Annotated in this window: 16 protein-coding genes; 8 read left to right on the forward strand and 8 right to left on the reverse strand. The window is 62.2% G+C overall.

Annotated elements, in window-relative coordinates:
* Positions 1-10 precede the first annotated feature (10 nt).
* The 7 genes from AC07OF_RS02765 to AC07OF_RS02795 all read left to right on the forward strand — a co-directional run bounded on the left by AC07OF_RS02765 (position 11) and on the right by AC07OF_RS02795 (position 6167).
* Positions 11-1174, forward strand: a complete 1164-nt coding sequence (locus tag AC07OF_RS02765; protein ID WP_038615321.1) for a phosphoglycerate kinase — start codon at positions 11-13, stop codon at positions 1172-1174.
* Positions 1174-1425, forward strand: coding sequence for a hypothetical protein (locus AC07OF_RS02770; RefSeq protein WP_128321612.1), 252 nt, complete (start codon positions 1174-1176; stop codon positions 1423-1425). Before AC07OF_RS02765 ends, AC07OF_RS02770 begins: the two co-directional genes overlap by 1 nt.
* A 51-nt stretch (positions 1426-1476) precedes the next feature.
* Positions 1477-1809 carry an MliC family protein gene (locus AC07OF_RS02775; RefSeq protein WP_038615317.1) on the forward strand — a complete coding sequence of 111 codons (333 nt, stop codon included), beginning with the start codon at positions 1477-1479 and terminating at the stop codon, positions 1807-1809.
* Between the two features lie 102 nt (positions 1810-1911).
* Positions 1912-2976: a class II fructose-bisphosphate aldolase gene (gene fba / locus AC07OF_RS02780; protein ID WP_045182031.1), complete on the forward strand. Its 1065-nt coding sequence runs from the start codon at positions 1912-1914 to the stop codon at positions 2974-2976.
* 217 nt (positions 2977-3193) lie between these two features.
* Positions 3194-5314: a putative bifunctional diguanylate cyclase/phosphodiesterase gene (locus AC07OF_RS02785; protein ID WP_157194472.1), complete on the forward strand. Its 2121-nt coding sequence runs from the start codon at positions 3194-3196 to the stop codon at positions 5312-5314.
* Positions 5315-5352: 38 nt separating this feature from the next.
* On the forward strand, positions 5353-5853 hold the full coding sequence (locus tag AC07OF_RS02790; protein ID WP_038615312.1) for a YgjP-like metallopeptidase domain-containing protein: 501 nt from the start codon (positions 5353-5355) through the stop codon (positions 5851-5853).
* A 17-nt stretch (positions 5854-5870) separates the two neighbouring features.
* Complete coding sequence (locus AC07OF_RS02795; RefSeq protein WP_157194470.1) at positions 5871-6167, forward strand: winged helix-turn-helix domain-containing protein; 297 nt, start codon at positions 5871-5873, stop codon at positions 6165-6167.
* A 97-nt stretch (positions 6168-6264) separates the two neighbouring features.
* On the opposite strand, the gene AC07OF_RS02800 is transcribed toward AC07OF_RS02795, so the two are convergent.
* Positions 6265-6717, reverse strand: a complete 453-nt coding sequence (locus AC07OF_RS02800) for a GNAT family N-acetyltransferase (RefSeq protein WP_038615308.1) — start codon at positions 6715-6717, stop codon at positions 6265-6267.
* Between the two features lie 240 nt (positions 6718-6957).
* On the opposite strand from AC07OF_RS02800, the gene AC07OF_RS02805 reads away from it, so the two are divergent.
* A complete protein-coding gene (locus AC07OF_RS02805; protein ID WP_157194469.1) occupies positions 6958-7695 on the forward strand; it encodes a substrate-binding periplasmic protein in 738 nt (245 codons plus the stop codon).
* Here the strand turns inward: AC07OF_RS02805 and yccS are convergent, their stop codons facing one another.
* From yccS to AC07OF_RS02840, 7 genes are all read right to left on the reverse strand, one after another.
* Positions 7696-9876: a YccS family putative transporter gene (gene yccS, locus AC07OF_RS02810; RefSeq protein ID WP_157194468.1), complete on the reverse strand. Its 2181-nt coding sequence runs from the start codon at positions 9874-9876 to the stop codon at positions 7696-7698.
* A 118-nt stretch (positions 9877-9994) separates the two neighbouring features.
* Positions 9995-11176: a BaiN/RdsA family NAD(P)/FAD-dependent oxidoreductase gene (locus tag AC07OF_RS02815; protein ID WP_495072552.1), complete on the reverse strand. Its 1182-nt coding sequence runs from the start codon at positions 11174-11176 to the stop codon at positions 9995-9997.
* 127 nt (positions 11177-11303) lie between these two features.
* Positions 11304-12641: an ATP-dependent RNA helicase DbpA gene (dbpA, locus tag AC07OF_RS02820; RefSeq protein WP_262405456.1), complete on the reverse strand. Its 1338-nt coding sequence runs from the start codon at positions 12639-12641 to the stop codon at positions 11304-11306.
* A 105-nt stretch (positions 12642-12746) separates the two neighbouring features.
* Positions 12747-14174 carry a multidrug transporter subunit MdtD gene (mdtD, locus tag AC07OF_RS02825; RefSeq protein ID WP_157194465.1) on the reverse strand — a complete coding sequence of 476 codons (1428 nt, stop codon included), beginning with the start codon at positions 14172-14174 and terminating at the stop codon, positions 12747-12749.
* A 101-nt stretch (positions 14175-14275) separates the two neighbouring features.
* Positions 14276-15607 (reverse strand): TldD/PmbA family protein, encoded by a 1332-nt coding sequence (locus AC07OF_RS02830; protein ID WP_495072553.1) that lies wholly within the window; start codon positions 15605-15607, stop codon positions 14276-14278.
* Positions 15607-17049 carry a TldD/PmbA family protein gene (locus tag AC07OF_RS02835; protein ID WP_495072554.1) on the reverse strand — a complete coding sequence of 481 codons (1443 nt, stop codon included), beginning with the start codon at positions 17047-17049 and terminating at the stop codon, positions 15607-15609. The genes AC07OF_RS02830 and AC07OF_RS02835 overlap by 1 nt, the downstream gene beginning before the upstream one ends.
* 33 nt (positions 17050-17082) lie before the next feature.
* Complete coding sequence (locus AC07OF_RS02840; RefSeq protein ID WP_495072555.1) at positions 17083-18885, reverse strand: acyl-CoA dehydrogenase; 1803 nt, start codon at positions 18883-18885, stop codon at positions 17083-17085.
* Positions 18886-19073: the final 188 nt, after the last annotated feature.

Here is a 19073-nt window from a genome sequence, read left to right on the forward strand (position 1 = left end):
GACTGCATTCATGACCGTGTTGAAGATGACCGACCTCGATCTGCAAGGTAAACGCGTACTGATCCGCGAAGACCTCAACGTCCCAGTGAAGGACGGTGTGGTTGCCAGCGATGCGCGTATCCTGGCTTCGCTGCCGACCATCAAGCTGGCGCTGGAAAAAGGCGCGGCCGTGATGGTCTGCTCGCACCTGGGCCGCCCGACTGAAGGCGAGTTCTCGGCCGAGAACAGCCTCAAGCCGGTTGCCGACTACCTGAGCAAGGCCCTGGGCCGCGAAGTACCGCTGGTTGCCGAGTACCTCGACGGTGTCGAGATCAAGGCCGGCGACATCGTGCTGTTCGAGAACGTACGCTTCAACAAAGGCGAGAAGAAGAACGCCGACGAGCTGGCGCAGAAGTATGCTGCCCTGTGCGACGTGTTCGTGATGGACGCGTTCGGCACCGCTCACCGTGCCGAAGGCTCGACTCATGGCGTCGCCAAGTTCGCCAAAGTCGCTGCCGCAGGCCCGCTGCTGGCTGCCGAACTGGACGCCCTGGGCAAGGCCCTGAAAGCGCCGGCCAAGCCAATGGCGGCCATCGTTGCCGGCTCCAAGGTGTCGACCAAGCTCGACGTCCTGAACAGCCTGAGCCAGATCTGCGACCTGCTGATCGTCGGTGGTGGCATTGCCAACACCTTCCTGGCCGCTGCCGGTCACCCGGTCGGCAAGTCGCTGTACGAGCCGGACCTGATCGATACCGCCAAGGCCATCGCCGCCAAGGTCAACGTGCCGCTGCCGGTGGACGTGGTGGTTGCCAAGGAGTTTGCTGAAAGCGCCGCCGCCACCGTCAAGCTGGTGGCTGATGTTGCCGAAGACGACATGATCCTCGACATCGGCCCGCAAACCGCGGCCAACTTCGCCGAGCTGCTGAAGTCGTCGAAGACCATCCTGTGGAACGGCCCGGTTGGCGTGTTCGAGTTCGACCAGTTCGGTAACGGCACCAAGGTGCTGGCCCAGGCGATCGCCGAAAGCGCTGCGTTCTCCATCGCCGGTGGTGGCGATACCTTGGCGGCCATCGACAAATATGGCGTTGCCGAGCAAATCTCCTACATTTCTACCGGTGGCGGTGCATTCCTCGAGTTCGTCGAGGGCAAGGTCCTGCCAGCCGTGGAAGTACTGGAACAACGGGCCAAGGCCTGATCCGCTCAGCGCCTGGCAAAGGGAGCGACCTGATGGTCAAGCGATTGCCTGTGTTTGTCCTGGTCGGGATGCTCGGCGCTTGCTCGAGCACCCCGGAGCCTTCGGCCGATAAGCCCGGTGCGCCGAAAGGCGGCTGCTATCAGTCTGAATGGCAGGCGGAAACCGTCCCGGTGATCAACAAGCGGCTCGGCCCGGATGGCCTGGAAAAGTATGACGACGAACATCAGCGCCGGGCTCAGGGTTGCCCTTGATCGGTTGATGGCAACCTACCGGCCAGTTTGTGGTCTGCTAGAGGATATTGGATGAAAGGTGTCGTGGCCTTGATGGCCCTGGCAGTACTGGGCGGATGCGCAAGCTTCACGTCTTCACCGGCGTCGGCGCCGTCAGACAACTGGACGCGCTGGGTGTGTGACAGCCAGGCCGAAGTGCTCTGGCGCTTTGCCGACAGCAGCCAGCAAAGCCTGGACGTCCGTCTGGGTGGCGGTGACCAGGTGTACCGGCTCAACGCCGAACCGGGCGCCTCGGGTTCGTTGTACAGCGATGGCGTGCTGGCGTTTCACAGCAAGGGTGACGAAGGCCTGGTGTACTGGGTCGCCACCAACGATTTGATAGGGCGGGGCTGCAAGGCGCCGTGACTGGCCGGGCCGCGTGATGGCGGCCCACACTACTTGAATAGCAACCGCCACTGCGGCAGGCTTGCACGATTAAAACGACGCTTGTCGGGAGAGAGATACACAATGGCACTCATTAGCATGCGCCAGATGCTGGACCACGCCGCCGAGTTCGGTTACGGCGTACCAGCTTTCAACGTCAACAACCTCGAGCAGATGCGCGCCATCATGGAAGCCGCCGACAAGACCGACTCCCCGGTGATTGTCCAGGCCTCGGCCGGTGCCCGCAAATACGCTGGCGCGCCGTTCCTGCGCCACCTGATCCTGGCTGCCATCGAAGAGTTCCCGCACATCCCGGTGTGCATGCACCAGGACCACGGCACCAGCCCTGACGTCTGCCAGCGTTCGATCCAGCTGGGCTTCAGCTCGGTGATGATGGACGGTTCCCTGGGTGAAGACGGCAAGACCCCGACCGACTATGAGTACAACGTCCGTGTCACCCAGCAGACCGTGGCCATGGCTCACGCCTGCGGCGTTTCGGTTGAAGGTGAGCTGGGTTGCCTGGGCTCGCTGGAAACCGGTATGGCTGGCGAAGAAGACGGCATCGGTGCCGAAGGCATTCTGGACCACAGCCAGATGCTGACCGACCCGGAAGAAGCCGCGGACTTCGTCAAGAAGACCCAGGTCGATGCCCTGGCGATCGCCATCGGCACCAGCCACGGCGCCTACAAGTTCACCAAGCCACCTACCGGTGATGTCCTGGCGATCGACCGTATCAAGGAAATCCACAAGCGCATCCCTAACACCCACCTGGTGATGCACGGTTCTTCCTCGGTTCCGCAAGAGTGGCTGGCAATCATCAACCAGTACGGCGGCGACATCAAAGAAACCTACGGCGTGCCGGTTGAAGAAATCGTCGAAGGCATCAAGTACGGCGTGCGCAAGGTCAACATCGACACCGACCTGCGTCTGGCCTCCACCGGTGCCATGCGCCGCCTGATGGCGCAGAACCCGAGCGAGTTCGACCCGCGCAAGTTCTTCGGTGCCACCGTAACGGCCATGCGTGATGTGTGCATTGCTCGTTATGAAGCCTTCGGTACTGCCGGCAATGCCTCCAAGATCAAGCCGATCTCCCTGGAAGGCATGTTCCAGCGTTACCTCAAAGGTGAGCTGGCCGCCAAGGTCAACTAAGACCCGGGCTAGAAAAAACCCGCAGCGATGCGGGTTTTTTTATGCCTCTCGCGCCAAGTACAGGGTGGTATTGGCCTGAGTAGACAGACCGTTAGTCGGCTTACGGAACTTTCCACGGATGATGGCAATCTGATGACTTCAGATTTATGGCGGCCAGGTCTAGAGTTAGTTTCGGGTTTCGACCGAAATTCGATGTCAGTTTCACAAGAGAAGCAGCATGGATTGCGCGCAACCTCACACAAACGATGGCGGCTCGGTTTTACTGGTCGTCGATGATTACCCTGAAAATCTGATCAGCATGCGTGCCCTGCTGGCCCGTCAGGACTGGCAAGTAATCACTGCAAGCTCCGGAACGGAAGCCCTGAGCGCATTGCTTGAGCACGAAGTCGATCTGGTGCTGCTGGATGTGCAGATGCCAGGCATGGATGGCTTCGAAGTCGCCCGCCTGATGCGCGGCAGCCAGCGTACACGGCTTACCCCGATCATTTTCCTGACCGCCAATGAGCAGTCCCAGGCGGCTGTGCTCAAGGGTTATGCCAGTGGCGCGGTGGACTACCTGTTCAAACCCTTCGACCCGCAGATCCTCAAGCCCAAGGTCCAGGCCTTGCTGGAGCAACAGCGCAACCGGCGTTCGCTGCAGCGCCTGAGCCATGACCTGGAGGCCGAACGGGCATTCAACGCATCGGTGCTGGAAAACGCCGCCGAGGGCATCCTGGTGGTGGCCGAAGACGGCCTGATCCGCTTTGCCAACCCGGCCATTTCCAGTTTGCTGGATGCATCGTTCGAACATTTGCAGGGCAAGGGGGTGCTGGATTTCGTGCTGTCGCCCGGATCGGGTGTGTGGCGTGAGTCGGCGTTCTATCAGGCTTATCTGGCGCGGGACACCCTGCGTATTCACGATGCTGTCCTGCGTACGGCCGGCGGGCATCCGATTCCGGTGGCCCTGTCGTGTGCGCCGTTACCCAGCGAGCAGCGGGCGTTGGTGATTACGGTGCTGGATATGTCGGTGGTGCGCAATCTGCATCAGCAACTCGAGTACCAGGCGATCACCGATCCATTGACCGGTCTGCTCAATCGGCGTGGTTTCTATCAGGCGGCCGAAAGTGCGTTGTTGCGCAACGAGCGCGCAGACCGGCCTCAGGCCTTGTTGTTCCTGGATCTGGACGGGTTCAAACGCATCAATGACTCACTGGGGCACGAAGCCGGTGACCGGGTGCTCAACTGGGTCGCCGAGCAGCTCAAGGATTGCCTGGGCTCCTGCGCGATTCTTGCGCGCATGGGCGGCGACGAATTCACCGCGCTGCTCGACGCCCTGGATTGCCCCGAACAAGCTGCGCGTTTTGCCGAAAAACTGATTGAGCGCATGTCGATCTATCAGGAGATCGACGGTCTGGAAGTAACGCTTGGGGTCAGCATCGGGATCGCCACTTATCCCGAGTGCGGGTCCAGTCTGGACGGGTTGCTGCGGGCCGCGGATGCTGCGATGTATGCAGCCAAGCAGTCGGGACGCCAGCAGTATCGGTACTACGATCAGGACCTGAACGGTCGCGCACGATCGCGGCTGATGCTCGAAGACAGTGTGCGCAGCGCAATCGAACATAAGGAGTTCAGCCTGGTCTACCAGCCCCAGGTGGCCTTGGCCGATGGCCGGTTGCGGGGCTTCGAGGCGTTGTTGCGTTGGCGTCATCCGAGTGTCGGGGACGTACCTCCGGGCTTGTTCATCCCGCTGCTGGAGGAGGCCCGGCTGATTACGCGTCTGGCCAGCTGGATCTACCAGAACGGGGCGGCCCAACGCCGGGCCTGGTACGAACGTTACGATGCCGGGGTGGTGCTGAGCATCAGCCTGAGCCAGGTGCAGTTCAGCATGCCCAACCTGGTAGAAGAGCTGGCGCGGGTGATCTTCAGCCAGGAACTTCAGCCCGCCCAGCTGGAAGTTGAAATTGCCGAAACCACTTTGCGCTACAACCTCGACGATGCCATGAAACAGCTGCAGCGCCTGCATACACTGGGTGTGCGTATCGCGCTGGATGATTTTGGCGCCGGTGATTGTTCGCTGCGTATGGTGCGTGATCTGCCCATCGACACGCTCAAGCTCGATCGGCATCTGGTGGCGCGGCTACCGGGCTCGACAGCGGATGCCGCGCTGGTCAGCTGTGTGATTGAACTGTGCCGGGCGTATGGCATCAGTGTCATTGCTGAAGGCGTCGAAACGCCTGAACAAGTGCACTGGCTGCGGGCCAATGGCTGTGAGTACGTGCAAGGGTTTTTACTGGCGCATCCGATGACCGCAGCGCACGCCAGCGAGTTTCCACGCTTTTTTGACTGGCATCCGGTGTAGTTGGGTACACTGCGTTTTTACCCCTCTGCTTTGCGACCATGACTGCGCTCAAGTACCTGCAAGCCTATCCGTCCACCCTGCAAGATCAGGTCCGCCAGTTGATTGCCAGCAATCGTCTGGGCGATTACCTGCAGCAGCGTTACCCGCAGCGTCATGATGTGCAGAGTGACAAGGCGCTGTACAGCTATGTCCAGGGGCTCAAGCAGGAGTACCTGCGCAATGCGCCGAACCTGGACAAAGTGTTGTTCGATAACCGCCTTGACCTTACCCACCGCGCATTGGGCCTGCACACGGCGGTGTCGCGGGTGCAGGGCGGCAAGTTGAAGGCGAAGAAGGAAATCCGCATTGCCTCGTTGTTCAGGGAGGCGGCGCCGCAGTTTTTGAAAATGATTGTCGTGCATGAGCTGGCCCATCTGAAAGAAAGCGAGCACAACAAGGCCTTCTACCAGCTCTGCGAACACATGCAGCCGGGCTACCATCAACTGGAGTTCGACCTGCGTGTTTACCTGACTTACCGCGAGCTGCCTGGCAGCGCGTGAGCCCCAAGGATTTGCCAATGGACGTGAGCAAGACCAAGACCAGTTTCTACCGCCGGCTGTATGTTGCCTGGCTGATCGACAGCCAGACCGCCGCCAGTGTGCCGGCGCTGATGGAGGCGACCGGCATGCCGCGGCGCACGGCCCAGGACACCATCGCTGCCTTGGCTGACCTGGATATTGTCTGTGAGTTCGAGCAGCAGGCGGGAGCGCGTAATCATGCCGGGCATTACCGGATTCGCGACTGGGGGGCGATCGACAAGCAGTGGATCATCCAGCATTTGCGTACCATTCGCGAAGTGCTGGGCTATCCCTGAGGGCCCGATCGCTGGCAAGGCCAGCTCCCACAAGGTTCTGCACAATCCTTGTGGGAGCTGGCCTTGCCAGCGATTGGCTGCGAAGCAGCCCCAGGTTTCAGCCGCGCCGCATGCCGATATGCGGGATGTCGTCCTCAAGATACTCCTCGCCCACCACAACAAAGCCATAGCGCTTGTAGTAGTCCTGCAGGTGCGCCTGTGCCGACAGGTACACCGGCACGCCGGGCCAGTGCTTCTCGGCCTGCTCAAGGGCCTTTTCCATCAGTTCATGGCCAAGTCCCTTACCGCGCGCCGACGCTGCGCTGACTACCCGGCCAATCACCACATCGCCACCCTGGGACTCCGGATCGAGCAGCCGCAAGTAGGCATGCAGCTCGTCGTCCTGCCAGGCCATCAGGTGGTGGGTATCGCCCTCCAGGTCCCGGCCATCGACTTCCTGATAGGCACACTTTTGTTCCACGACGAAGACTTCGGTGCGCAGCCGCAGAATGGCATAGAGTTGTTCCTTGCCAAGGTCGCTGTGATGTTTACAGATCCAGTCGATGGACATAGGTGGTTCTCGAACAGTTGATTGGCTTGATCATCGCAGATGCTATCGGCAAGGACGAGGGCGAAATTGCCATAAGTCAACACAGGGTGTGACGACACTCAAAATGAAGGCCATTTGATATCATTGTTTCTGCCTTGAGGCTTCATCTTTGTGTAACCTGCGAAAACGCGCTGACAGCGGTACCTCTCAAGCAATTGATATCAACGACGCGTAATGGCGCGTCTACTAAAGGATTTGAGCATGGCTGCACCGCTTCGAGCCTTGGCTTTGCTTGGAATGCTGTTGCTGTTCAACACCGCGCAGGCTGAAAAGCTGCGTCTGGTTGCCGACAGTTGGCCACCCTTTACTGACGCCGGTATGCCAGGTGGCGGCCTGGCCACGGTGATTGTCACCACCGCCTTGCACCGTGCCGGTTACACCAGCGAATTCGAGCAGGTGCCTTGGGCGCGGGCGCTGCTGGGGGTGGAGGAAGGGCGCTACGACGTGTTGATCAACGCCTGGTTCAATGAGAGCCGGACCCGGATCGGGACGTTTTCCAGCGCTTACCTGACCAATCGCATCCGCTTGCTCAAGCGCAAGGGCGATTCGCTCAGGTTCAAGTCCCTGAACGATCTGTACCCTTATCCTGTGGCAGTTGTCAGGGACTATGCCTATTCGCCCGCGTTTGACGCCGATGCACAGCTGCAAAAGATTCCGGTACGCAATTTTTCGGTCGCCGTGCGCATGCTTGCCGCCGGCAGGGTGGGATTAACCCTGGAGGACGAATACGTCGCCCGTTACTTCCTGCAGCGCGAATCGCGTTCGGTACGTGACAGCGTCGAGTTCATCGACAAGCCGCTCAGCGAAAACACCCTGCATATCCTGGTGAGCCTGAAGGCTCCCGAGCATCAGCAGATCGTTGCCGGTTTTAACCGGGCCATCGGTGAGATGAAGGCCGATGGCAGCTACCAGCGGTTACTCAAACACTACGGATTCTGATCAGGCCGGCGCATCTTTGATCAGGTGTGCAGCCAGGGTGCGCAGCGGGCCCAGTTGACGACAGATCAACGCCAGTTGGGTCTGCACCAGGCGCTGGTTTTCTTCCAGTTCTTCGGGCATCTGCTCAAGCGCGATGGCCAGCGCTTCTTCAGCATCGCTGTGGATAGCCACCGGCAACTTGCTGGCCAGGCCTTCGGCAATCTCATCCAGGCTGTTGGCCAGGCTGGCCCCGGCACCATCGATCAGCTGCTCGTGAACATCGGTCGGCAGTGTGGTTTCACGATGCGCACCCAAACCTGACAGGTAACTGAGCAAGGTGTGCGAGAGCACCAGAAAGCGAAAGCCGACATCCGCCTCCTTACGAAAATGCCCAGGCTCCATGAGCATGTTGGCCAGGGTGGTCGACAGCGCCGCGTCGGCATTGTGGGCGTTGCGCCGGGCCAGGCGGTAGGCCAGGTCATCGCGCTTGCCCTGGGCGTACTGCTGCATGATCTGGCGCAGGTAGGTGCTGTTGCAGCTCAGGGTGTTGGCCAGCACTTTGTTCAAGCGCCGGCCCTGCCAGTCGGGAAGGAACAGGAACACCGCAAGAATCGCGATCAGGCTGCCGACCAGGGTATCGAACAGGCGTGGCAGGAACAGCCCGTAGCCATCGCCGACCTGGTTGAAGCAGAACAGCACCATCAGGGTGATCGCCGCAGTGGCCAGGGTATAGCGGGTGGTGCGGTTGACGAAGAACACCACCCCGGCGGCGACGGCGAACAGCGACTGGATGATCGGGCTCGGAAACAGGTCGAACAGCGCCCAGCCTACCGTCAGGCCGATGCCGGTGCCGATGATCCGCTGCACCAGCTTGCGCCGCGTCGCACCGTAGTTGGGCTGGCAGACGAACAGGGTGGTGAGGATGATCCAGTAACCCTGGGTCGGGTGGATCAGGTGGACCATGCCGTAGCCGATCGACAGTGCCAGCGGCAGGCGCAGGGCATGGCGGAACAACAGTGAAGTCGGGGTCAGTTGCTGGCGCAGGCGGTTCCAGACATCCGCCAGGTTGCGCGGCGAACGGTCGAGCAGGCTGCTGTCGCTGGCATCGGCGAGATTGTCGGGGTTGCTGGCATCGCTGAGCAGGCGGTCGAGGGTTGCCAGGTTGGCGGCCAGGGCCCGCAGCGAGCGCAGCAGCCCGCGCCAGGCCGGGTTGCTCTGCATGCGCAGGTGTTCCAGGGAGGCATTCAGGTCTTCCAGGGCCTGGGTAAAACCGCTGTCATAGATGAACGGCTGGCGTAGCTGGATCGACTCGGACAACTGCTGGCAGGCCACGCCTTGCTGGCGTAGCAGGCGCTGGCAGCGAAACAGCACGTCGCTGTGGAAGAAGGCTTCGGTCAGGGCGTTGTAGGGGTAATGCGACGAGCTGGCGCGCTCGTGGATATCCTGAGCGAGAAAGTACAGCTTCAGGTAACGGCTGACCTTCGAGCCCGGCCGGCCATTGCCGACCCGGTGCAGGATGATTTCCTTGGCCGCATTGAGCGCGGCCACCACGCGGCCATTCTGCTGCGCCAGTTCCAGGCGCCGGGCTTCCACATCCAGCTGACGGATCGGTTCGAACAGGGTGGCCTTGAGTTTCAGATAGCGTCCCAGTTCACGGAACAGGCGCGCCAGGCTTTGCTGCACCGGCTGGTTGGAGAACAGTGCCTGCCAGAGCACCGAGAGCAGCCCGTACCAGGCGGCACCCGCTACCAGCAGCAGCGGTTCGTGCCAGAAGTCGCTGACCTCACCGCCGCGCTGGTCCACGCCGATCATGGTGTAGACCGAGAGAATCAGCGTGGCCGAGGCGATGGCGCCGTAGCGTTCGCCCAAGGCGCCGAGCATGGTCAGGGCAAAACTGGCCAGGGCCAGGGCGCAGACAAAAATCAGCGGGTAGGGGAACAGCAACTCCACCGACAGTGCGGCAACGGTAAAACACACCAGGGTAACCGCGAGGGCGTTCAGGCGCCCTTGCCAGCTGTCATCGGTCTCGGCCAGGGCGCTGGCGATGATGCCCAGGAACAGCGGGATCAGCAGGCTCATCTCGTCCTGATACCAGCACAGCAACATGCTGCCGGTCAGGGCGATGAGTACGCGGATGGCATAGCTGAATTTGTCCAGAGCCCAGAGACGGCGCAACGATTGGCTGAACGAGGAGGATGACATGTCGGGTAGGCAGGCCTTGGGCGATGATCGAAATTGAGCTGATCAGACAGCAAGCGTGTTACGGCTGTCACCTGACCAGCAAAATTTGTTCCTTGATGCGCTGATTCTACCGCGAAGGTTAGACGAACTGCGCGGCCGCGTACGCCGATGCCCAGGCCCACTGGAAGTTGAAGCCGCCGAGGTGGCCGCTGACGTCGAGTACTTCGCCGATGAAGTACAGGCCGGGGCTTTTCAGCGACTCCATGGTCTTGGACGACACTTCGCGGGTATCGACGCCGCCCAGGGTCACCTCGGCAGTGCGGTAGCCTTCGGTGCCCGCCGGTACCACCTGCCAGGCGCCGAGCTTGTCGCTGACCTGCGCCAGTTCCGCCGGGGTGTACTGTTTCATCGGCTTGGAAATGAACCAGTGCTCGCTGAGCAGGTTGGCCATCTTCTTGGTGAAGACCTCGCCGAGCAGGGTTTTCAGTTCGCTGTTGGGGCGTTCGGCTTGTTGCTGTTGCAGCCAGGTCAAGGCGTCGTGGTCTGGCAGCAGGTTGATCTCGACCGTGTCGCCGGCTTCCCAGAACGAAGAAATCTGCAGGATCGCCGGCCCGCTCAGGCCGCGATGGGTGAACAACAGATTCTCGCGGAAACTGCTGCCGTTGCAGCTGGCGATACAGTCCACGGAGCTACCGGACAGCTCGGTGCAGATGCCCTTGAGCACCGGCTCGGTAATGGTGAACGGCACCAGCGCGGCGCGCGTCGGCAGCAGGCTGTGGCCGAACTGGCGGGCAACCTGATAGCCGAAGCCGGTCGCGCCCAGGGTCGGGATCGACAGACCGCCGGTGGCGATCACCAGCGACTGGCACTGGAATTGTCCGGCGCTGGTCTCCAGCAGGTAACCGCCGTCGACCTTCTCGATCTGATCGATGCGGGTGTCCATGCGCAGCTCGGCGCCGGCGTTAGCGCATTCGCGCAGGAGCATGTCGAGGATGTCGCTGGATTTGTTATCGCAGAACAGCTGGCCGAGTTTTTTCTCGTGATAGGGCACAGCGTGTTTGCTGACCATCTCGATGAAATCCCACTGGGTGTAGCGGGCCAGGGCCGACTTGCAGAAGTGCGGGTTCTGCGAGAGGAAGTTGGCAGGCTCGGTGTACATGTTGGTGAAGTTGCAGCGGCCACCCCCGGACATCAGGATCTTCTTGCCCGGTTTGTTGGCGTGGTCGAGCAGCAGCACCCGGCGGCCGCGACCGGCGGCAGTCAGGGCACACATCAGGCCGGCGGCGCCAGCGCCAATGATGATCACTTCGGTGGAACGCACTGCAAAATCCTCAAAGATCGGTGGTGAAGCTATCGCCGGCAAGGCCGGCTCCCACAGGTACTGTATGCACAGAACATTTTGGGAGCCGGCCTTGCCGGCGATGAGGCCCGCAAATTCAACAAACAGCTCAGACGATGCGCACCCGCAGCGACCGGCCCTTGATCTTGCCATTGTTCAGGCGCTGCAGCGCCTGTTTGGCGACCGCGCGTTCCACCGCAACAAAGGCCTGGAAGTCGAAAATGGCGATCTTGCCCACCTGGGTGCCCGGCAATCCGGCGTCGCCGGTCAAGGCCCCGAGGATGTCGCCCGGGCGCAGTTTGTCCTTGCGGCCGGCAGCAATGCACAGGGTGCTCATGGTCGGTAGCAGTGGAGCGCCGTTCTGGGCCTTGAGGCTGTCCAGCTGTTCCCAGCGCAGCGCGGCTTTCTGAATGTCTTCGATGGCCTGGGCACGGTGGCCTTCGGCCGGGGCGACCAGGCTGATGGCCAGACCTTTCTCACCGGCACGGCCGGTACGGCCAACGCGGTGCACATGAATCTCGGCATCGCGAGCCAGTTCGACGTTGATGACCATGTCCAGGGCATCGATGTCCAGGCCACGGGCGGCCACGTCGGTTGCCACCAGCACCGACAGGCTGCGGTTGGCGAACAGGGTCAGGACCTGGTCACGGTCGCGCTGCTCGAGGTCGCCATGCAGCGCTTGAGCGGAAATGCCCTTGGCCTGCAGGTGCTCGACCAGCTCCTGGCATTGCTGCTTGGTAAAGCAGAACGCTACGCACGATTGCGGGCGGAAGTGGCCAAGCACTTTGGTGACCGCCTCCATGCGCTGCTCTGGAGTGATTTCGTAGAAGTGCTGTTCGATCTGGCTGTCGGCGTGCAGGGTTTCGACCTTGACGGTCTGCGGGTCGCGCATGAAGGACGAGGCCAGCTGCTTGATGCCCGACGGGTAGGTCGCCGAGAACAGCAGGGTCTGACGGCGTTTCGGGGTTTGTCCGATGATGTCGGCGATGGCGTCGTAGAAGCCCATGTCGAGCATACGGTCGGCTTCATCGAGAATCAGCGTGTTGAGGCCGTCGAGTACCAGGGTGCCTTTGCTCAGGTGCTGCTGAATGCGGCCCGGGGTGCCGACGATGATATGCGCGCCGTGTTCCAGCGAAGCAATCTGCGGGCCCAGGGACACACCGCCGCACAGGGTCAGGATCTTGATGTTGTCTTCGGCGCGGGCCAGGCGACGCAGCTCTTTGGCCACCTGGTCAGCCAGCTCGCGGGTCGGGCACAGGACCAGGGCCTGGCAACCGAAGTAACGCGGGTTGATCGGGTTGAGCAGGCCGATGCCGAATGCAGCGGTCTTGCCACTGCCAGTCTTGGCCTGGGCGATCAGGTCCATGCCCTTGAGGATTACCGGCAGGCTCTGGGCCTGGATCGGGGTCATCTGGGCGTAGCCGAGGGCGTCCAGGTTGGCCAGCATGGCGGCGGACAGCGGCAAGGTGGCGAAGGCGGTGGCAATGGTGGTCACGAGGCGGGCCTGCAAAACAAAATGTCGCGCAGTGTACCAGCCTCGACGCCATTAGCCCTAAGGCTCGATCTCCGGTTCCGGACGAGGGGCACGCCTTCCGTCCGTCCTCGACAGCTGCATGAAGATCGCGGCGGCCAGCATGGCCATCAGACCGATCGTCAGGAAGGTCAGCTGAAACGCGCCCAGCGTGCTCTCGATACCTTCGGCACTGCCCGACGCCGTGAAACCGCCGAGCAGTGCACCGGCGCACGCCACGCCAAGGCTCAGGGACAGCTGCGCCACCACCGACAGCAGGCTGTTGCCACTGCTGGCGCTGGCGTCGTCGAGGTCGATCAGGGTCACCGTGTTCATCGCCGTGAACTGCATGGAGTTGACCGCGCCGAGCAGACCCAGCTGGAACAGCAGCAGGGCATAGGGCGTTTGCTCGTCCACCAGCCCCAGGCTGGCCAGCAACAGGCCGAGCAACAGGGTGTTGCCGGTGAGGATGGTGCGGTAGCCGAAGCGTTCGATCAGTGGCCGGGCGATGGATTTGGCCAGCATCGCTGCCGCCGCCAGGGGAATCATGCTCATCCCGGCCTGTGCCGGCGAGTAACCCAGCGCCACCTGCAGCAGCAGTGGCACCAGAAACGGCAGGGCGCCACTGCCCAGGCGGGCGAACAGGTTACCGAGGATGCCGACGGAAAAGGTCCGGGTGCGAAACAGCCTGGGCGAAAACAGCGGATTTTCGACGCTGCCTGCGCGCAGCCAGTAAGCCGCCAGGCAGGCCATGCCGGCGAACAGCAGCAACATCACCCGCAGGTGCGGCAGGTGCAGTTCGCCCAGGCCTTCCATGGCAATGGTGATCAGCACCATGGCGGCACCGAACAGCACAAAGCCGACGCCGTCGAAACGCGTGCGCTCGCTGCCACGCAGGTCGGGAATGAAGCGCCACACGGCGTAACAGCCGATGACACCGACCGGCAGGTTGAGCAGGAAGATCCAGTGCCAGCTGAGGATTTCCACCAGCCAGCCGCCCATGGTCGGGCCCAGCAGCGGACCAAGCAGCCCAGGGATGGTGATGAAGCTCATGATCCGCACCAGCTCCGAGCGCGGGTAGGCGCGCAGCACTACCAGCCTTCCGACCGGCAGCATCAAGGCACCGCCCAGGCCCTGGACCACCCGCGCCGCCACCAGCATGCTCAGGCTTTCGGCCAGGGCGCAGAGCAGCGAGCCGAAGCTGAACAGCAGAATGGCGCCGAAGAAGATCCGTTTGGTGCCGAAGCGGTCGGCGATCCAGCCCGAGGCCGGGATCAGCAGGGCTACGGTGAGCATGTAGGCGATGATCACCGACTGCATGCGCAGCGGGTCTTCGGCGAGATCCCGGGCCATGGCCGGCAGGGCAGTGTTGAGGATGGTGCCGTCCAGCGACTGCATGAAGAAGGCGATGGCTACGACCCAGGGGATCCAGCGGGCGGTGACAGGGTCCAGCGGGGCGCGGTTGGGCATGGTTTGCTCAGGTGTCCTTTAGGGCCTCATCGCCGGCAAGGCCGGCTCCCACAGAGGTCGATGCAAATTGGTGGGAGCCGGCCTTGCCGGCGATGGGCTCATCACAATGTCAACGTCAGGCGCTTTACCAGTGCTCCAGGCAAATGGCTCGAACTGGTCTGCCGCTGCCCGTAAGTACTGGTCGACAGAATCAGCTCGCGCTCTGCGGTCAGAGCTTCCAGCTGTGAACCCAACAAACTGTAGACGCTGTCGTCAAAGCGCATGGTGCTGACCGGTGCCTGGATCTGTCCGTCCTCGACCCAGAACGTGGCGAAGCGGGTCAGGCCGGTCATACGGGCGGCCGGCAGGTCGGAGAAGTTCAGGTACCAGAGGTTGCTGATGTACAGGCCAGTGCCCAGGCGACTGAGGACGTCGCGCTGTTCGAGGTCGCCAGCGGCCATGCTCAGGGCGCAAGGTGACTCATGGCTGTCGGCACCGTTGGCGGCCAGTTCGAACTCGACGGCGCTGCGGGCGCAGATCAGGCGGTCGAGCCCCTGGCCTTGCTCGATCAGGCGCAAATCGCTGCGCGGCGTGCCCTCGTCGGAAAACGCCGGGCTCAGCGAGCCACTGACCTGTTCGGCAATGCTGACCTGCTGATTCAGGCGCGCATCACCGGCATACAGGCGTTGCAGCGGACTGTTCTTGGTTGCCAAAGACTGGGATGAGAAACCGCCCCAGCAGAGCATGCCCATGATTTCATCGACTGCCGCCGGGGCCAGGTACGCGCGGTACTCGCCGGGTGCCAGGGTCTTGAGCGGGCGGCCGAGGTATTCCAGCTGTTCGCGTGCCTGGCGCAGGCGCAGGGCAAAGGCGTCGTTGTCCCAGTGTTGCCCGGCATAGTTGGCTTTGACTGCCTGGCCGTTGCGATGGAACAGACTCCAGTCAAAGTTGAAGCTGTTGGCCTGGTGCCAGCCAAATGCGCCGAACGAACTGGCAAAACCCCGGCAGATCGGGCCTGCGGCGTAGATACCGACCAGGTCCAGTTCCCCGGCACCCTGCTCGATCTGCATCAGCACCTGGTCAATCTCGGGCAGCGCCTGGTCCTGCACGTTATGGCTTTGCCAGGCGCTGTCGTTGAGCTGCAGGTAAGGGTCGGCTTCAAGCAATGGCAAGGTCTGACGCAGTTGCTCGATAGCCTCGGCCAGGCGCTGCTGATCGACGTCGGCATCGTTGCCGAGGGTGAACTGTAGCTCAGCCTGGCGCCCGTCCTTGACCAGCTTGAGGGCGCAGCTGGCTTGCTGCACCTCACCGGCCTGGCGCACTTTGGCATGGTTGAAGCGAATGAACTGCGAGTGTTCGGCGCTGTAGCTCAGGGTGAAGTGTTCGGGGGCGCGAACCTGCTCTTGCAGGCTGGCGACCAGGCTCTGGAAGCTTTGCAGGGGGGTGGCAGCCATTAGGCGTCTCCTCCGAATACGTCGATCTGGCTGAATACGCAGGCAGGTGAGGCATGCCCGACCCGCACCACCTGGTTCGGCTCGCCCTTGCCGCAGTTCGGCGTGCCGAGAACCTGCAAGGTGCTGGCGTCGCCAACCGCGCTGAGGTTGCCCCAGAACTGTGCGGAAATCCCTCGGTAGTTGGGATTCTTGACCACGCCCTTGAGCTCGCCGTTTTCGATCAACTGGCCCCATTCGCAGCCGAACTGGAACTTGTTGCGTGCATCATCGATGGACCAGGAGCGGTTGGTGCGCATCAGGATGCCGTGTTCGATATTGCCGATCAGCTGCTCGAGACTCTGGTCGCCTGGCTCGATATTGAGGTTGGCCATGCGATCGATAGGCGCCCGGTTCCAGCCACAGGCGCGGCTGTTGGCGACGCCGTCCAGGCCCGAGCGGAACTGCGACAGGGCCCCGCCCAGCGGGCGCAGCAGCAAACCGTCGCGGATCAGGAACTGCTTGCTGGCGGTACTGCCGTCGTCGTCATGGCTGTAGCTGGCCAGTTCTTCGCCGATGGTCGGGTCGAACGTCACGTTGAGTAGTTTCGAGCCGTATTGCAGGGTGCCGAAGTCACTGGCTTTGACGAAGCTGGTGCCGGCGTAGTTGCGCTCGTCGCCAAGGATGCGGTCCATTTCCAGCGGGTGACCGATGGACTCATGGATCTGCAGCATCATCTGGTCCGGCATCAACAGCAGATCGCGCACGCCGCTCGGGGTATTGGGCGCCAGCAGCAGTTGCAGCGCCTGGTCGGCGACCTTGACGCCAGCGCCAACCAGGCCGCAGCGCTCGATGACGTCCAGGCCACCCTGCTGGCCGAAGTTCTCCCGGCCCAGGGTGCGGCTCTGGCTGTCCTGACCATCGAAGGCGGTGACCGCGAAGCCTGGATAGATAAAGCGCTGAGCCTGGCGCAGTTCGGCACCGGCGGTGTTCAGGTAAATCTGTTCGACATTGCTGATGCCAAGGCTGGCCTGCCAGTTCACCAGGCGGCTGTCGGCGGGCACGCTGTTCGACTCACCAGCGAGCAGGTCATAGCAGTCGGCCAGGGATGGCAAGGGCTGTTCGAGGTTTGGCGAGCGATAGTCGCTGTGCTCTGTGGCTACCGGCTGTTCGCTGAGGTCAAGCAGCGCACGGGCGCCAATCTGCGCGGCGAGTCGCTCGGCCTGCTCGAGGGCACGCTGCAGGCCTGCCTGGGACAGATCGGCAGTGGCGGCGTAGGCTTCCACACCCTTGAGTCGGACCGTCAGCATGGCCCCTTCATCGCGGAAGAAGAACGGCGGCTCGGCAACGTTCTTGCGCACTGACAGTTGCTGCTGGGACTGCTGCACATAGCGCAGGGAAAAAAACTCGGCACCGCTGCGCAGGGCGGCAAAGCGCTGGCGCAGCAATGCAGTCATCTCGAACATGCAAGAAACCTCCGTGTGTACGGTGGTTCCCCCTCAGAACCACTCGTCGCGCATGCTCAGGCAGGTATCGTCGCGGGCCTCGAGCAATGCCAGCTCATTATGGCAGCCCGGCACTTCCCAGGTCAGGAAATAACGCGCGGCCTGCAATTTGCCCTGGTAGAAATCGTGGTCGGCCGGGTTGCCCAAGGCCAGCCCCTGTTCGGCATGGATCGCCTGTTGCAGCCAGCGCCAGCCGATCACGCAGTGACCAAAGGCCTTGAGGTACAGCGCCGAGTTGGCCAGGGCAAGGTTGACCTGACCCTGGGCCAGGTCGCCGAGCAGCCCCAGCGTTACGCTCTGCAGGCGGATCTGCAATTGCTCCAGCGGCGTGCGCAGGTGATCCAGACTGGCGAATGCGCGCGCCTGCGCGCAGGTCCCGGCAATCAGGCGCACCAGTTGCTTGAGCCCGGCGCCACCGTTCTGCGCCAGCTTGCGGCCGAGCAGGTCGAGCGACTGGATGCCATGGGTGCCTTCGTGAATCGGGTTCAGACGGTTGTCACGGTAATACTGTTCGACCGGGTATTCGCGGGTATAACCGTGGCCACCGAGAATCTGGATCGCCAGTTCGTTGGCCTTGAGGCAGAACTCCGACGGCCAGGATTTGACGATCGGGGTCAGCAAATCGAGCAACTCATGGGCGTGTTGACGCTGCGTCTCGGTTTCGCCGCTCTGGGTTTCATCGAACAGCCGCGCCGCGTACAGACCCAGGTCGAAGGCGCCTTCGACGTAGGCTTTCTGGGTCAGCAGCATGCGCTTTACATCGCTATGGCCGATGATCGGTACCGCGGCGGTGGCCGGGTCCTTGTTGTCCGGCAGGCGTCCTTGTGGACGCTGGCGCGCGTATTCAAGCGAATACAGGTAGCCGGCATAGCCAAGCATCACCGCGCCCATGCCGACGCCGATGCGCGCTTCGTTCATCATCTGGAACATGCAGGCCAGACCCTGGTGCGGCTTGCCCACCAGGTAGCCGACACACTGTCCGTTGTCGCCGAAATTCAGCGCTGTCGAGGTGGTGCCGCGCCAGCCCATCTTGTGGAACAACCCGGCCAGCAGTACGTCGTTGCGTGGGCCCAGGCTGCCATCGGCATTGACCAGGAACTTGGGCACGATGAACAGCGAAATGCCTTTCACCCCGGGCGGCGCGTCCGGCAGCTTGGCCAGGACCATGTGCACGATGTTTTCCGACAACGGGTGGTCGCCGCCAGAGATGAAGATCTTGTTGCCGCGCAGCCGGTAACTGCCATCAGCGGCGGGCTCTGCGCGGGTGCGGATATCGGCCAGGGATGAGCCTGCGTGAGGTTCGGTCAGGGCCATGGTACCGAAGAAGCGGCCTTCGATCATCGGCTGCAGGAACAGGCGTTTCTGCTCATCGCTGCCAAAGCTTTCGATCAGGTTGGCGGCGCCCATGGTCAGGAACGGATAAGCCGTGGTCCCGGCGTTGGCCGCCTGGAAATGGGCAAAACAGGCTTGCGAAAGCAGCGTCGGCAACTGCATGCCGCCGGCCTCGAAGTCGCGGGTGGCGTTGAGGAAACCGGCTTCGAGGAAGGCATCGACTGCGGGTTTGACTTCGGGTATCAGCAGCGCTTCGCCATTCTCGTAACGCGGCTCGTGCTCGTCGCCCTTGCGGTTGTGTGGCGCGAAATACTTCTCGGCAATGGTCCGCGCCGTGTTCAACGCGGCATCGAAGGTTTCGCGGTTGTGTTCGGCAAAGCGTGGGCGTTGGGTGAGGGCCTCGGCGTCGAGCACTTCGTAGAGTTCGAAGGCCAGGTTGCGGGCGCTGAGCAGGGTCTCGGACATGACGGCATTCCTGTCTGGGGATGCGTCGAGTCTAGGCAGGGGTGCAGGCACTGCACAGTGAAATAGATGTGGGTGATAGGAGGGTAGAACCAGCTTCGGAAGAAACCACAGCCTGAAAGCATCGCGGGGCAAGCCCGCTCCCACCGGCTTATCACAAACCTGAGGGAGCGGGCTTGCCCCGCGATTGA

The organism is Pseudomonas sp. GW821-FHT10B02 (genome assembly GCF_059415665.1).

Excerpts from the sequence above, each read along its gene's own strand:
- AC07OF_RS02765 (WP_038615321.1), top strand. The coding sequence starts at position 11 with ATGACCGTGTTGAAGATGACCGACCTCGATCTGCAAGGTAAACGCGTA.
- AC07OF_RS02775 (WP_038615317.1), top strand. The coding sequence starts at position 1,477 with ATGAAAGGTGTCGTGGCCTTGATGGCCCTGGCAGTACTGGGCGGATGC.
- fba (WP_045182031.1), top strand. The coding sequence starts at position 1,912 with ATGGCACTCATTAGCATGCGCCAGATGCTGGACCACGCCGCCGAGTTC.
- AC07OF_RS02785 (WP_157194472.1), top strand. The coding sequence starts at position 3,194 with ATGGATTGCGCGCAACCTCACACAAACGATGGCGGCTCGGTTTTACTG.
- AC07OF_RS02790 (WP_038615312.1), top strand. The coding sequence starts at position 5,353 with ATGACTGCGCTCAAGTACCTGCAAGCCTATCCGTCCACCCTGCAAGAT.
- AC07OF_RS02795 (WP_157194470.1), top strand. The coding sequence starts at position 5,871 with ATGGACGTGAGCAAGACCAAGACCAGTTTCTACCGCCGGCTGTATGTT.
- AC07OF_RS02800 (WP_038615308.1), bottom strand. The coding sequence starts at position 6,717 with ATGTCCATCGACTGGATCTGTAAACATCACAGCGACCTTGGCAAGGAA.
- AC07OF_RS02805 (WP_157194469.1), top strand. The coding sequence starts at position 6,958 with ATGGCTGCACCGCTTCGAGCCTTGGCTTTGCTTGGAATGCTGTTGCTG.
- yccS (WP_157194468.1), bottom strand. The coding sequence starts at position 9,876 with ATGTCATCCTCCTCGTTCAGCCAATCGTTGCGCCGTCTCTGGGCTCTG.
- dbpA (WP_262405456.1), bottom strand. The coding sequence starts at position 12,641 with ATGCTGGCCAACCTGGACGCCCTCGGCTACGCCCAGATGACCCCGATC.
- mdtD (WP_157194465.1), bottom strand. The coding sequence starts at position 14,174 with ATGCCCAACCGCGCCCCGCTGGACCCTGTCACCGCCCGCTGGATCCCC.
- AC07OF_RS02830 (WP_495072553.1), bottom strand. The coding sequence starts at position 15,607 with ATGGCTGCCACCCCCCTGCAAAGCTTCCAGAGCCTGGTCGCCAGCCTG.
- AC07OF_RS02835 (WP_495072554.1), bottom strand. The coding sequence starts at position 17,049 with ATGTTCGAGATGACTGCATTGCTGCGCCAGCGCTTTGCCGCCCTGCGC.
- AC07OF_RS02840 (WP_495072555.1), bottom strand. The coding sequence starts at position 18,885 with ATGTCCGAGACCCTGCTCAGCGCCCGCAACCTGGCCTTCGAACTCTAC.